At 33.5% G+C, this 14,655-nt stretch carries 15 protein-coding genes; 5 read left to right on the top strand and 10 right to left on the bottom strand.

Annotated features, from left to right (window positions below; all coding sequences use genetic code 11):
- Positions 1-30 precede the first annotated feature (30 nt).
- Positions 31-1,653: an adenine deaminase gene (ade, locus tag KCG49_RS14995; protein WP_218547658.1), complete on the bottom strand. Its 1,623-nt coding sequence runs from the start codon at positions 1,651-1,653 to the stop codon at positions 31-33.
- On the bottom strand, positions 1,650-2,969 hold the full coding sequence (tilS, locus tag KCG49_RS14990; protein WP_218547657.1) for a tRNA lysidine(34) synthetase TilS: 1,320 nt from the start codon (positions 2,967-2,969) through the stop codon (positions 1,650-1,652). The genes ade and tilS overlap by 4 nt, the downstream gene beginning before the upstream one ends.
- 117 nt (positions 2,970-3,086) lie before the next feature.
- Here tilS and KCG49_RS14985 point away from each other — a divergent pair, with 117 nt between their 5' ends.
- A complete protein-coding gene (locus KCG49_RS14985) occupies positions 3,087-3,776 on the top strand; it encodes a hypothetical protein (RefSeq protein WP_218547655.1) in 690 nt (229 codons plus the stop codon).
- Positions 3,777-3,834: 58 nt separating this feature from the next.
- On the opposite strand, the gene pabB is transcribed toward KCG49_RS14985, so the two are convergent.
- The gene (pabB, locus tag KCG49_RS14980; protein WP_218547654.1) at positions 3,835-5,136 is read right to left on the bottom strand and encodes an aminodeoxychorismate synthase component I; all 1,302 of its coding nucleotides are present in this window, start codon (positions 5,134-5,136) and stop codon (positions 3,835-3,837) included.
- A 156-nt stretch (positions 5,137-5,292) separates the two neighbouring features.
- Between pabB and KCG49_RS14975 the strand changes: the two genes are divergently transcribed.
- Entirely contained in the window at positions 5,293-6,648 is a 1,356-nt protein-coding gene (locus tag KCG49_RS14975) for a DEAD/DEAH box helicase (protein WP_218547652.1), read from the top strand.
- Between the two features lie 274 nt (positions 6,649-6,922).
- On the opposite strand, the gene KCG49_RS14970 is transcribed toward KCG49_RS14975, so the two are convergent.
- The 5 genes from KCG49_RS14970 to KCG49_RS14950 form a co-directional block, all read right to left on the bottom strand.
- A complete protein-coding gene (locus KCG49_RS14970) occupies positions 6,923-7,756 on the bottom strand; it encodes a mechanosensitive ion channel family protein (protein WP_218547650.1) in 834 nt (277 codons plus the stop codon).
- Positions 7,757-7,799: 43 nt separating this feature from the next.
- Positions 7,800-7,979 (bottom strand): hypothetical protein, encoded by a 180-nt coding sequence (locus KCG49_RS14965; RefSeq protein ID WP_218547649.1) that lies wholly within the window; start codon positions 7,977-7,979, stop codon positions 7,800-7,802.
- The gene (locus KCG49_RS14960) at positions 7,963-8,550 is read right to left on the bottom strand and encodes an RNA polymerase sigma factor (protein ID WP_218547647.1); all 588 of its coding nucleotides are present in this window, start codon (positions 8,548-8,550) and stop codon (positions 7,963-7,965) included. The genes KCG49_RS14965 and KCG49_RS14960 overlap by 17 nt, the downstream gene beginning before the upstream one ends.
- An 88-nt stretch (positions 8,551-8,638) precedes the next feature.
- Positions 8,639-9,043: a DUF2721 domain-containing protein gene (locus tag KCG49_RS14955; RefSeq protein ID WP_218547646.1), complete on the bottom strand. Its 405-nt coding sequence runs from the start codon at positions 9,041-9,043 to the stop codon at positions 8,639-8,641.
- A gap of 93 nt (positions 9,044-9,136) precedes the next feature.
- Positions 9,137-9,535: a MotA/TolQ/ExbB proton channel family protein gene (locus tag KCG49_RS14950; RefSeq protein WP_218547645.1), complete on the bottom strand. Its 399-nt coding sequence runs from the start codon at positions 9,533-9,535 to the stop codon at positions 9,137-9,139.
- Positions 9,536-9,804: 269 nt separating this feature from the next.
- Here KCG49_RS14950 and KCG49_RS14945 point away from each other — a divergent pair, with 269 nt between their 5' ends.
- The 3 genes from KCG49_RS14945 to KCG49_RS14935 all read left to right on the top strand — a co-directional run bounded on the left by KCG49_RS14945 (position 9,805) and on the right by KCG49_RS14935 (position 12,260).
- A complete protein-coding gene (locus tag KCG49_RS14945) occupies positions 9,805-10,875 on the top strand; it encodes a sensor histidine kinase (RefSeq protein ID WP_218547644.1) in 1,071 nt (356 codons plus the stop codon).
- Positions 10,868-11,599: a LytR/AlgR family response regulator transcription factor gene (locus tag KCG49_RS14940; protein ID WP_218547643.1), complete on the top strand. Its 732-nt coding sequence runs from the start codon at positions 10,868-10,870 to the stop codon at positions 11,597-11,599. The genes KCG49_RS14945 and KCG49_RS14940 overlap by 8 nt, the downstream gene beginning before the upstream one ends.
- 70 nt (positions 11,600-11,669) lie before the next feature.
- Positions 11,670-12,260: a hypothetical protein gene (locus tag KCG49_RS14935; protein WP_218547641.1), complete on the top strand. Its 591-nt coding sequence runs from the start codon at positions 11,670-11,672 to the stop codon at positions 12,258-12,260.
- A gap of 71 nt (positions 12,261-12,331) precedes the next feature.
- Here the strand turns inward: KCG49_RS14935 and lpdA are convergent, their stop codons facing one another.
- Complete coding sequence (lpdA, locus tag KCG49_RS14930) at positions 12,332-13,732, bottom strand: dihydrolipoyl dehydrogenase (protein WP_218547638.1); 1,401 nt, start codon at positions 13,730-13,732, stop codon at positions 12,332-12,334.
- A 293-nt stretch (positions 13,733-14,025) separates the two neighbouring features.
- On the bottom strand, positions 14,026-14,652 hold the full coding sequence (locus KCG49_RS14925; protein ID WP_218547636.1) for a CPBP family intramembrane glutamic endopeptidase: 627 nt from the start codon (positions 14,650-14,652) through the stop codon (positions 14,026-14,028).
- Positions 14,653-14,655 lie beyond the last annotated feature (3 nt).

Raw genomic sequence — 14,655 nt, 5'->3', positions numbered from 1 at the left:
CTATAAATAAATTTGTTGCCAACTGTAACATTAAGCTACTTCTACTTTAATGAAGTTAAATTCTTTTCCATCAAACAAACCTTTATCGCTTAATTTTAATGAAGGAATTACCAGTAAAGCCATAAACGACAAACTCATGTATGGAGCATGAAGCTGGCTTCCCAATTGCTTTGCCATATCATCTAATTCTGAATATTGTTTCCCTATAGTTTCCGCATCTTTATCACTCATTATTCCAGCAACGGGTAATGCGACAACCTTTTGTACTTTATCGCTGACAGCACATATGCCACCTTCATGTTGAACCAAAAGATTAACTGCTTTGCAAATCGCCGCATCAGAAACTCCAACAGCAATGATATTATGCGAATCATGAGCAACAGAAGAAGCTATCGCACCTTCTTTAAGTCCAAAATTCTTAATAAAGGCTATTGCTGGTTTTTCATTCTTATACCGATTAACAACGGCTATTTTTAGAACATCATTTTCGGTATCGGAAACTAAATTTCCATCTTCATTTTTAGCGTTTTCAATAATCTTATTAGTAACCAATTCACCATCCAAACATTCAATGACTCGAATTTGTTCAGCCTTAGATTCAAATTTAAAATCTGAAACTTCTTTTTTATCAGTTTTGAAGTTATTTAGGTTTTTAAATTCAACGTGCTTTATTCTTGAAACACCATCGTTATAAACCAATTCTCCATCAATGTAAGTTTGAAGCGTTTTAAAATCCTTTAGATCTTCAATTACGATACAATCTGCATTATCACCAACGTTCAGCAAACCAACATCTAGATTATAATGGGCTACCGGATTAACACAAGCTGCTCGCAATACTTTAAAAATATCAATACCTTTTGAGACCGCTCTTGCACACAATTGATCAATATGACCTAGTAATAAATCATCTGGATGTTTATCATCTGAGCAGAACATCATATGTTCGTAATGCTCATCCAATAAACCGATTAAAGCTTCAAAATTCTTAGCCGCACTTCCCTCTCTTATAATAACCTTCATTCCCTTTTGAAGCTTTTCCAAACCTTCTTCATTCGTGAAGCATTCATGATCCGTAGAAATACCTGTTGAAATGTATTTGGTTAAATCATCTCCTCTTAACCCTGGTGCATGGCCGTCAATGGGCTTATTATAATATTTTGCCCATTCTATTTTTTTTAGGACTTGGGCATCATCATAAACAACTCCCGGGTAATTCATCATTTCTGCCAAATACTTAATATCTGGATTTGCCATTAGGGTTTTAATAGCATCTGAATCGATTACGGCACCAGCAGATTCAAAGCTTGTCGCTGGCACACATGAAGGCGCACCGAAATTGAACTTAAAAGGTGTTTGCTTGCCGTTCTCTATCATAAATTCAACACCTTTTATTCCAAGTACATTAGCGATTTCATGAGGATCGGAAACCGTAGCTACAGTGCCATGCTTTACGGCTATTTTAGCAAACTCAGAAGGTACTAACATTGAACTTTCAATGTGTATATGGGCATCTACAAAACCGGGAAGTATGTAATGATTCTCTGTGCAATCTCTTTCGTCGATACTTTTTATTTTACCGTCTTCAATGGTAATTTCTCCTTTGAATATTTTACGGTTAAGTATATCTACTATGTTTCCTTTTAAAATCAACTCAATTCTATTTTCAAAATTTGCTTGGTATCTCCGGTCACTTTAAATTGATTATCTGCTCTCAACCCTACAACCCAAATGATTTTGTCTTCTGAAGTCAAAACCCAAGTATTTTCTTTTTCTACTACTGACAGTTTTTCATCCTTGAGATATTTACTCACTCTCTTCTTGCCTTTCATACCTAATGGATAAAACATATCACCGTTCCGCCAAACTCTTAGTTCTAAAGGGAAACTCAACTTGTCTTTATCGACATAAATACAATCTTTCGAATTTTTTAGACCAACATTTACTTCATTGAAAAAGAAATTTCCAATCGATGTTTCGCATTTACCAGATTGCACTTCGTTTGCACTCAGTGCAATAGCATCTAATGTATTTGAGTTATGAAGTGTTAGAATTAAAAACTCACGGTGTTTTATCAGTCTATGTGTATGAGATTTTACGTATTTACCAGTTTCAGCATCTAATAAGTTTAGTATGTCTTTCCATTCTGTAAAACCATAATCCTTAAACATTTCAAACAAGTAAGCTTTAGGATTATTCACTTTTTTAAATTCTGAAACCTTGTAGGTAATACCATTTTTACCAATACTTACAATGGCTCGTTTTGCAACGGCATTAAGACTCTCTTCTACAATATCTGCAGTGTCATTTAAATTGTTTAATGTGCTTTGAAAACTGTCCAATAACTGCGGGTTGATTTCTTTTAGAATTGGCACCAGCTCGTGACGTAGTTTATTTCTAAGGTATTTCCTAGATGAGTTGCTGCTGTCTTCTCTCCATTCTATATCATTAGTTTTGGCATAATCCTCAATCTGCTCTCTTGAAAATTTCAGTAAAGGTCTAACGACATTATCATTAATTTCTGGAATTCCTGTTAAACCATTTAATCCGGTTCCTCGTGTAAAATTGATTAAAAAGGTTTCGAGATTATCATCTGCATGGTGCGCAGTAAGGATATAGGCAAAATGTAACTGTTTAGCCAGCTCACTAAACCAATTGTAACGCAATTCTCTTGCTGCCATTTGGATAGAGCGTTTATGCTCATCTGCGTAGGCTTGTGTATCAAAATTTTGAATAAAAACTTCTACATCCAAATGCTCACCCAACTCTAACACAAAGTCTTCATCAGCATTGCTTTCGTCTCCGCGTAAATTAAAATTACAATGTGCCAAAGCAAAGTTCAGCTTTAAACCCTTGCACAAATATGCCAAAACCACGCTATCAACTCCACCAGAAATAGCAATAACAATTCTGGCCTGTTGTAAGTACGCAAAACGTAATTTAATCTGTGTTTTAAAAGCGTCTAACATCTGGTAAAGATACAATATTGATAGAGCCCTGCCAGTACTATTTAAGGCAAAATGATATTTGTCATAAAATTATACTGTCAATATTTATAGCTTTAAGAAACATTAAAATTATAGGTTATGAGCACATTTAAAGAACTTTCATCAAAATCTGCACAGACTACCTTTGACAAAAAGGTACTTTCTGTAGTTTCACATTTACACCCTTATGTAAAACACCGCATTTATATTGCCGAAACGACTGGTATTTTACCAAAAAACATGTACTCTTCCAATGGTATTATAGACGATTGTATAATTAAACTGTACAGTAATGGTTTTAATATTGAAGCTGAAAAAATGGCCGTAAAACTTGAGCTTTTTAAATTGGTAGATAATTATATGAATACCCTTTTTAAAAAGGAAGCCTATCATAAAAACACTATAAGTACAGATGTTATTTTAAAAGACGAATTGTCAAAATTAGGTGAAGACTATACTATTGATGCAGACTTGGACTTGATCTTAAATACAGAATTAAGTGATATATCATATCAACAAGACCAAGGCAATCCTTTGTATTTGTATGAAGATAAAGAAACTTCAATTTTAAAAGCTTTTGAGTTGGAAAATTTATCTCCAACAGAATCCCCAAAAGTATTCGGTCGATTCTACAATTGGTTGCCCATTAATATTTCTAACATTGTGGATTTATACATTTTTGGAAATCTGGATTTTGATGAAATCGCCAAAATAAAACATATTACTACCGAACGTGTAACACTGATTTTTGATAGGGTAAAGAAAAGTTTTAGAAGTCATTTGGAATGAGCGCTTTCAAAATATAACGAGACAAAGCATTTCCAACTATAACGTATAATCACGAAAGCTAATTTTCGAGTACCTCTCGCATAGCCTTAGCTTTAATAAGGCATTCTTCGTATTCTTTTAGAGGGTCGCTTTTTGCGGTTATAGCACTACCGACAGAATAGGAAATATATTGCTTTGATGCATTATATAGAATGCTACGTATAATAACATTAAAGTCGAAATTTCCACGAGGTGTGAAATAGCCAACAGAACCTGAATACAAACCACGTTTAGTTTCCTCTATATCTTCGATGATTTTCATTGCTGAAATCTTCGGAGCTCCCGTCATACTTCCCATTGGAAACGTGGTTTTTAAAATTTCAACAGGCTTAACCTCTTCAGCAACTCTTGAAGAAATCGTAGAAATCATTTGATGCACCTGCAAAAATGAATAGACCTTACACAATTCCTCTACCTTTACACTACCCTTTTTTGCTGTGTGTGATAAATCGTTACGTACCAAATCTACTATCATTATGTTTTCGCTACGCTCTTTTTCGTCGTTTGATAAATTCTTAGCAAGTTGGGCATCTTCCACTTTATTCTCGGAACGCTTAGCCGTACCCTTTATCGGCTGAGAAATTACTGTATTTCCTTCTTTTTTAATGTAACGCTCTGGAGAAGCCGATAACAGATAGTTGTCATTCACTTTTAAAAATGTTGCATACGGTGGTTTTGAAATATCATTAAGTTTTTTAAACGTTTGTAGTGGGTTGATCTCGTTGTCTTCAGCATAAAACTCCTGACAAAAATTAGCTTCATAGATATCTCCTCGTTGTATGTGATTGAGCATTTTATTTACTTTTTCAAAATACTCGTCTTTATGGATTCTAAGTTTAATTTTAATTGGATTTTCTTTATGAGATGCCTCGCTTTGCTTGGGAATGACAATAGAACTGATGACCGAAATATCTTCTTCAAGCTCATCATCTACCATTTTTAGATATTGAATTTCCAACTCATTATCTTTTATTAAAAACAACTTTTTAGGTTGAAAAAAGTATAGGTCAGGAAATTCTAAACCATCAAAATTTTGAGATTTTAAGTCTTCGGTCGTATTTTTTAAGTCGTATGTGAGATAGCCAAAAATCCAATCCTTTGTTAATGCTTGATACTCTTGCAAACGTTCAAAAGCATCATAATAATCGGTTTTTAAACTTGTAAAAGCGTCGACAGCCAAAATTGCATCGTAACTGCTGTATTTATCAGAATGCCTGTTAGAATCTAACCAAACCACATCATCAAATTGCTGGCTCCAACTTAAGAGCTGCTCTTTAAGCTTTTCAGAATGCTTTAGTGAATGCCGATGTATTGTCCTCAATAGAAAAATTATTGACGCAATTTACCGAATTTTAACACAAAAATGAAGTTAGGGCTCAGGGGTTTTAAAAACCTGAATGGCCTTTTGTATTCTGTAAAGAATTCAAAACTTCCTCTTGCAGGAAAGAAGTGTATCTTTGCGACATAAAATGATATTGTGACTTTTCAAGATTTAAACTTAAATACTCCTCTATATAACGCTTTAGAAGATTTGGGCTTTACCACTCCAACTCCGGTACAGGCAGAATCCTTTAGTGTTGTAGCTTCTGGTAAAGATGTTGTCGGTATTGCCCAGACTGGTACTGGTAAGACGTTTGCTTACATGCTACCCATTTTGCGTAATCTTAAATACTCTAGACAAGATAATCCAAGGGTATTGGTATTGGTACCTACACGAGAGTTGGTGGTACAAGTCGTCAATGAAATTGAAAAACTTTCAAAATATATAAATAATCGCGTGTTGGGAGTTTATGGTGGCACAAATATTAATACACAGAAACAGGCAGTAGCTCAAGGACAAGATATTATTGTTGCTACTCCAGGCAGACTTTATGATTTAGCAGTGAGTAGAGTTTTACAATTAAAGTCCATTCAGAAATTAGTGATTGATGAAGTTGATGTAATGCTCGATCTAGGCTTTAGACATCAGCTTATGAACATTTTTGATATTCTTCCTGAACGTCGCCAAAATATCATGTTCTCTGCAACAATGACCAAAGATGTTGATGATTTAATTTCAGACTTTTTTGTTAATCCAACTAAAGTTTCTATCGCTGTTTCGGGAACACCACTAGAGAATATTAAACAACTACGCTACGATGTTCCTAATTTTTACACCAAAGTAAATTTACTCGAAAACTTGCTTCAAAATGAAGATGAATTTTCTAGAGTTTTAATTTTTGTCGCCTATAAAAAAATGGCAGATCGCTTGTTCGATAAACTTGAAGCATTATTTCCTAATCAGACTTGCGTCATCCATTCGAACAAAACGCAGAATTACAGATTACGTAGTATAGAACAATTTAGGGAAGGTGAACATAGACTGCTTGTTGCCACAGATGTTATGGCAAGGGGTTTGGATATTGATGATGTAACACACGTTATAAATTTTGATACGCCAGATTATCCTGAAAACTATATGCACAGAATTGGTAGAACTGGTCGTGCAGAAAAAGAAGGTGTGGCTATTTTATTTTCAACCGAAAAAGAACAAGAAGCGTGTCAGCGTATCGAGGAGTTAATGGACATGACCATTGAAACTCTAAATATCCCTGATACCATAGAAATATCTAAGGAGCTGATCGAAGAGGAGCGTCCACAGATTAAAGAGCACTATAACCCTACAAAACGACGTGACGAAGATGCGCCAGGACCTGCTTTCCATGAAAAGAAGGAAAAAAATAAAAAGGAAAACCTAGGTGGATCTTATCGACTGGAAATTGCCAAAAAATATAAAAAACCCAAAACACGTGGTGATAAAAATTACAATAGGCGAAATAAAAGAAGAAAGTAACTGCTATTCTAGGTAGAAAATATCCCCTTGGAAAAGTTGCATAATACTTGTCTATTATTCATTACAAAAAATAGTTCTCGATATAATTTTTCGTGCCTCAAAATCACTCGAACAGACAGTAAATAACATACTTTTTATCTTAATGTAGCTGGTCTGGTGGTTTTAAGTAAAAAGAAAACCTCTTCGAAATGAAGAGGTTTTATACGTCAAGTACGACAGGACCACACATATTTTATCTGAAGAAATAATAATAAAATAATCTATAACCCTAACCTTATAGTTGGTCCTGTAATTGTACTTGATTCTCCGTAATGTCATTGATCGGCACTATTAATCTACCGCTTTTATTTTTTAATACTACAGATATACTTTTTACCTCATCTATAGTATAATCTTTATCATTGAATATAATTTTTTGACCCACCTCAAACGTTTTACGCGCATAAAAAGATCTCAATAATTTGCCGACAACTTCTCTAGCTCCGAGTCCAAAAGCAATTGCAAATGCCAAAAGGAAAGCTGCCATTATCATTGTAATATTACTTGTAACAATCTCTGTATCAACACCTGCTTGATTCAGTGCTGTAATAGAAACAAATGTTAATATTAAAAAGAATACAACCTGACTTATTATTTTACTACCGGATAAGTCCATGGATTCAAACAGAGATTTAAGACTGTTCTTTATAAAATTGGCAAATAACAATCCTAGTATAAATATTACTAGAGCTGTAAACAACTGAGGTAAGTAGGATAATAATTCACTTATTTTGTTAGATATAACCTCTAATCCCAAAGTATCAGAAATCATAATCAGTAATATAATATACATGATCCATTTCACAAACTTTGAGACAATCTTGATGGTGTCAAAATTGAGCTTCTTACCTTCAATAATTTCAATATCGTTGAGTCTATTATCAAGCTTGTTGGCTTTGGCTAATTTTAAAATTTTTCTTATCGCTTTAACTATAAGCTTAGTTATTAACCAACCTATAATCAAAATAAGAATTGCTCCCAAAGCTTTGAGAACAAGTGCAGATACTTCTGGCCACATTGCAGACAACGATTGCATAGCTGAATCTTTAAAATTTGTTATTTTTTCCATACTAAATAATTATAATGTTAGGGTTTATAATGTTAGGGTATATTTAAGTATTATTTTTTCTTTTGCTTGTTACACTATCAATCACATGGCCAATATTATACGAAAACAACTCAGCTAATTCCATAAATAGCTTTGCCATAGCAATATCGTGCATGACTTTACCTTTGAGTTCTGCCGGAACCTCTTTTAAAGGTTGATTTATTTGCTTAAATGGATTCTCCATCTTTCGTATAGTTATCGTACTTATGTACAAGTTTTTCTTTTGCTCTTTTTAAACGCATCTTAACTGCGCTTTCACCAATATCTAATGCTTCAGATAATTCTTTGATTGATAAACTATCTTGATACTTTAGCAATAAGATCATCTTGTCTTCTGGCGAAATCAACTCCATTACCTTTTTCAACTTTTCTGCGCGCATAGTTTCTAGTTCGCGTGTAGAGTCTATGTCTTCTCTTATATTTTCAATACTATCAGAACTTATCGCTTTCTTTTCAATCTTTTTGGCTGTGTTTCTAGTTACGTAATTTACACAATGATTATAAGTAAAAGCATATAACCACGTTGAAAACTTTGATTTCCCCTTAAAACTTGCCAGTTTTACAAAGACTCTTAAAAAAACATCTTGTGTCAGATCTTTGGCTTCATCAACACTATTGGCAAACCCATAGCATTTGTTGTAAACCATAGTAGCATATCTATCGTATAGAACCTCAAACAACAAGGTATCGTTGGTTTTTACGATTGCTTCTACTAGCGCTTCATCGGTTAGGGTATGAACAGCGTCTGTTGTCAATTTATTTTTTTAGTTCGTTTTAACTTCGTTAGTTACTCCTTTAAGACACAGATATTTTTAATAAGTCACATAAATTTTAAAAAAATTCTTACTTTTTTAAATTATCCTCCATATCGCTTAAATGATGTGCTAACGCTTTTGTGGAAATTTGAATTTCCCTAATTAAAAATGCTAGTGATAATATAAGCAATATCAGGGCAATACCAAAAGTCCAAATAGCAAATGTGTGCTGGTCTATATAAATTAAAAACATTGTAAGTACACATAACAAAAGACTTGATATTCCAAAAATTTGCATCCAACGTGTTAAGTTAAGTCTTAGTTTTAGGTTATCTATTTGCCGTATTAACGAATCTTCTTTCTTTTCTAAATACTTATCGCTTAAGTTTCTGATAACTGCTGCATAAGCTAAAAACCGGTTGGTATAGGCCAACATTATTAAAGATATTGCTGAGAATAAAAGTGCAGGTGTGGTCAGTGTAAGTTCTTCCATTGTAAAGCTTTATGCAAAATTACTGAATAAAACTGCTTGGCATAAAAAAAGCGAACTTTAAAAGTTCGCCTTTACTATATTATGTTTATAGTTTTATTCGCTCATTTCTGCATTAAGTCGCCACCTTAAAAATAAAATACCTATTCGAGCAATAATAAAGCTGAAAAGCCCAAATGTTGCCGTCAATAAAGATACTTTAAGTCCGCCTGCGAATAAAGCTGGACTTGGATCACCTATCGCCTCTACAGAATCAAAAGCAGAAATTAGGCCAATTACCGAAGCCAAAAATCCTATTACTAAGCCCAACAGACTAGCATCCACAACAAGTTTTAACATCTTATGAGACTTCCGTGGATTCTTCCTCACATTTAGAAACCCTATTACCAAAAGTATAATGGATAATAAAAGACATAATAATATAAGCGTCATAAAAAAGGGGCCGCCTTCTGAAAAACGATCCGCAAATTGATTTGTAATTACCAGTGAATTCATAGTTTATAAATTTAGTTATTGTTTTTTTAAAATAATACGATTAGGATAATTAGAGACAAGACTCCTATTAATACTATCATGTGCTGTCGTTTTTTGATTACTGCCTCAAATCTATGAACAACTTTGATGCAAAATTAAATTTTGCGGTAGACGACCCATTTAGCACTCGATATAACCAAATGTTAAATCCATAACTAATTCTGTCATTCGTCTACGAACTAGCCATTCAGTTTAAAAATATAGTATTATTGTAGTGACAAGTTTAATGCATGTTAACTAGAGAATTCATAATAATAAAAATTGGGCAGGGTTTACTTCACGTTCTGTTTTGGTGTGTTGTGCTTCTATTTTTTACTTATTTTTTTGGTGTAGGCAGCAATAATTTTAATGACACTTTGGTATACTCGCTCTTTTTAATGCCCATTACTATTGCTTTAACTTATGTTTCCATTTACAAGCTGATTCCAGATTACCTAATTACAAAACGTTATTATCACTTTATTCTTTATAGTATTTACACGCTCATTATTTCTGCTTACCTAGTAATGGTATCTATTTTTTTTAGCCTTATTTATATATCAAATTTTGAGTACAATAACATGAATCCCATTACGAGAAACATACTTTTTGTAATGACAGGAATATATCTTGTGACTTTTATAGTGAGTGGTTTTAAGCTTATGAAACTAAACATTATAGCTTCCAATAAAACCAAATCACTTAAGGCAAAAATCTTAGAAGCGCAGCTTAAACTAAAAGAACAAGAGTTGAAATATCTAAAGATGCAAATTCATCCGCATTTTTTATTCAACACACTAAACACTATGTATGGCTTTGCCTTAAAAAAAGCCAAAGAAACTCCAGAAATGATTTTGAAACTCTCTAACCTTTTAGATTATCTTTTATACCAAGTCGATAAGCCCGTTGTGAGTTTGGAACAAGAGATAAATCATATTGAGGATTATGTAAGTTTAGAACGTATGCGCTTTAATGAAACGTTGAAAGTCAACATTAAAAAAAACATAAGTGCCAATGCTATTGAAATTGCACCGATGCTCTTTATTCCCTTTGTTGAAAATAGCTTCAAGCACGGTACCATTACAAATGGAATTTTGCACATTACCATTTCTATTGAAGCACAGCCAGATTTTATAATGTTCCGTATAAAAAACACCAGCTCTAAAGACTCTAACCATACTGATGGTATTGGCTTAGACAATATTAAAAAACGTTTAGAATTACTCTATCCCGATCAATACTATTTGCAAATAACGAATAGCGAATCAGAATTTACGGTTGTATTACAACTTAATATTAAATCTAACTTGGCAAATGACTAAACCCATATCTTGTATAATTGTTGATGATGAAGCCATAGCAAGAGATGTCATAGCTACGCATATATCAGGAATTGATAATATAGAAGTCATCTCTCAATGCAAAAATGCTATTGAGGCATTTAATTTTATAAGCAATCACAAGGTCGATCTTATATTTTTAGATATTAATATGCCCGAAATATCAGGTATTGCTTTTGCAAAATCCATAAACAAAGACATAAAAATCATTTTTACAACTGCTTATAGGGATTACGCTGTTGAAGGTTTTGATTTACAAGCAGTAGATTACCTTTTAAAACCGATTGCTTTTGAGCGTTTATTAAAAGCTGTAAACCGCTATTTTGAAGTAACTATCGTTTCAAAAGATTCGGTAAATAAAACTACAGATCGTAATGATTTTATTTTTGTGCGATCTAACCGAAAAATGCTAAAAGTAGATTTCGCTAGCATACTATATGTAGAAAGCTATAGTGATTATATCAAAATTCACACTGACACTTCGATTGCGCCCAGCACAGAAAACATTATTGTAACCCGCGAAACTATAAGTGCAATTGAAGCCAAACTTCCAAGTCATCAATTCTTAAGAATTCACCGATCTTATATTGTTCATTTATCGAAAATTCAATCCTTTACGAATGAGGATATTACAGTTAATCGAAAAGCTCTGCCCATTAGTCGAAGTTATAAGAAAGAAGTTTTGAAACATCTCGAAAAATTTTAACTTTAGTAGATATTAAAAGCCCAAATTCAACGTTATAATAGCCCTTACTATTATTTATTAACCGCTTACTATGAGTGCTTATCTACACAACACAATTCCTAATTTAAAACCTTTTGATTATGAGCGTCACCACGATTCCCATTTTATAAATCAACAATGGGTTTTAGTAAATGGAATTTCAAAAAAGAAAGCCGTTTACACGTTTCGGAAAAATAATATTCTAGAGATTGAACGGAAAGATGCCTCCATTAAAACATCCTGGACGCTGAATATTCAAAATATATTTACTATCGAAACCGAAGATGGTATTATTACGGTTAAAGCCTATTTTAAGGATGATGACATCTTAGTGCTAAACCATCAAGACAGGCAAGAGTTTGCGCTCTATATCAACACCACGAATTATAAAGATGATCTCAACTCTGTTGAAGATATTCAGTCCTTTTTAAAAGAAAAGTATAAAAAGAAAGTTAGCAATATTATCTACGATCACGAGTTCTATTACATCTCAGAATCTGAAGAATTTGGACCAAATACAGTTGAAGAGCTCTCAGAAAAGGTGAAGAACGAAGAGATTAGCGCCTACTGCTTTGTTCGTGATGTAAATGAAGGGGATTATTCCAAGCGACTTCGTATTGCGGATTTGATGCAAGAATTATAATTTTATAAAAAAAGCGAACATTATATGTTCGCTTTTTTTAATAATAAGATTCCCGCCCATGCGAATGATAATTATACATGCAAAGGTCTGTCATCTGTAGCCGCTAAAGCCGCTTCCTTTACCGCTTCGGCAAATGTTGGGTGCGCATGCGAGTATCTTGAAATATCTTCGGCAGAGGCTCTAAATTCCATTGCCGTTACTGCTTCGGCAATTAAATCTGCACAACGTGCGCCAATCATGTGTACACCTAATACTTCGTCTGTTGTTTTATCGGCTAAGATCTTTACAAAACCATCGATATCTCCACTAGCTCTAGCTCTACCTAAAGCTCTAAACGGAAACTGACCTACTTTATATTCTATATCATCTGCTTTTAATTCTTCTTCGGTTTTACCCACAGCTGCGACCTCTGGCCATGTGTACACTACACCTGGAATTAAGTTATAATCTATATGTGGTTTTTGTCCTACAAGCGTTTCAGCCACAAACACACCTTCTTCTTCAGCCTTATGTGCCAACATCGCCCCTCTAACAACATCTCCTATGGCATAGATATTAGATACAGATGTTTGCAAGTGTTCGTTGACTTCAACCTGTCCTCTATCGTTAATTTTTACTCCAGCGGCTTCGGCATTTAATCCATCAGTATACGGTCGTCGTCCAACAGATACCAAACAATAATCACCTTTAAACTCTACAACTTCACCTTTTTTGTTTTCAGCCTTCACAATGACCTCATCTCCTTTACGCTCAACAGATTGTACTTTGTGAGACATCATCATTTTACACTTCGCTTTCTTAAAGACTTTATTCAACTCTTTAGATAAGCCTGCATCCATAGTTGGCAAAATTCTATCCATGTATTCGATAACCGTGACTTCAGCGCCCAAACGACGGTAAACTTGACCAAGCTCCAAACCTATAACTCCACCACCAATAATCATAAGGTGCTTAGGAACTTCTTTAAGTTTTAGAGCTTCTGTAGACGTAATAATACGTTCTTTGTCTAATTCTATGAATGGTAAGTTAGATGGTTTAGAACCTGTTGCTATAATAATATTCTTCGCTTCAATTTCTCCAGCATCTTTGCCTTCTATCTGTATATGTGTTGCATCTTTAAAAGAACCCAAGCCTTCATAGACATCAATCTTATTTTTTTTCATTAAAAAATCAATGCCACCAGTAGTTTGGTCAACAACGGCTTGCTTCCGTGCAATCATTTTTTCGAGATTCACCTTTATTTCACCTGGAATCTCAATACCATGATCTTCAAAATGTTTTGTGGCCTCTTCGTAATGATGCGAAGAACTCAATAAAGCTTTGCTTGGTATGCAACCTACATTTAAACATGTACCGCCAAGTGTTGAGTATTTTTCTATTATCGCAGTTGTCATTCCCAATTGCGCACAGCGAATTGCTGCTACATAACCACCAGGACCAGAACCTATTATCGCTACATCGTATGACTTCATATTGTATATTAATTTATTTTATATTGCTAATTGAAAATGATCTATTAATTTTTAGTTCTTATAGTAAGCCATAACCGCTAAGTTAATGTATTTGCATGCCTATTAATCTAGTTTAACATTATAGAATACCCGATTCGAACTTTAAAATAAATAACAAAAATACGAATGTTTTATGGGAAGACAAACCAGCGTAGAATCTAAATTTAAGTACGGCGTTACTAAATAAATACATAAATATAAAATTATATTAATCAGATAATTAGCATATAATTAACATGGTTTTCAAAATTTAACTACGATGGAAACCCCAGCATCTCTCCCATTCCGACAGTAAATAACCAACAGCCATAGATAGCATGCTCTATGGATACCAAAAGTGTGGATTTTGTTTTTTTGAAGGTTAACGCAAACAAAATGCCTCCGATAAAGGTCAATATCATTACCAAAGTGTTTTTAAAAAATATATGGGCTAAGGAAAAAAGTGCTGCATTGGTAAACATAAAAAGCGTATTACTTCTAAATAACGACTCGTAACGTTGAAAGAAAAATGTTCTGTAAATGAGCTCTTGAGGATATACTGAAAAAAGTGAATAGATAAATAAAATCATTATCCACATTAAAGGCTTATTTATAAGTACCATAAAAAGGTTTTCTTTATCTACCAAATACATATAAATTGTTGTCAATAAAGCTATTGCCAATAATTTTAATACCGTACGTATCCAAAATTGTTTCCAATTGAGTTGTTGTGTGATTTTGAATTTGTTGTTTTCTATTTTTAAGAGCACATATACTACATAGATAAATCCGGTGATTGCAATTATCATCTTAAACCAGATAGAAAATTCTAAAGCAAAGCTTACAGGAATTGCAACAAAGATTATAAAAAACTCCATGAGCCTATACCGAATACTTCTCATATA

Source organism: Winogradskyella luteola (genome assembly GCF_019203985.1).
GTDB lineage: Bacteria > Bacteroidota > Bacteroidia > Flavobacteriales > Flavobacteriaceae > Winogradskyella > Winogradskyella luteola.
Note: the sequence above shows the minus strand (reverse complement) of the source record. Positions and strands in the feature narration are given on the sequence as shown.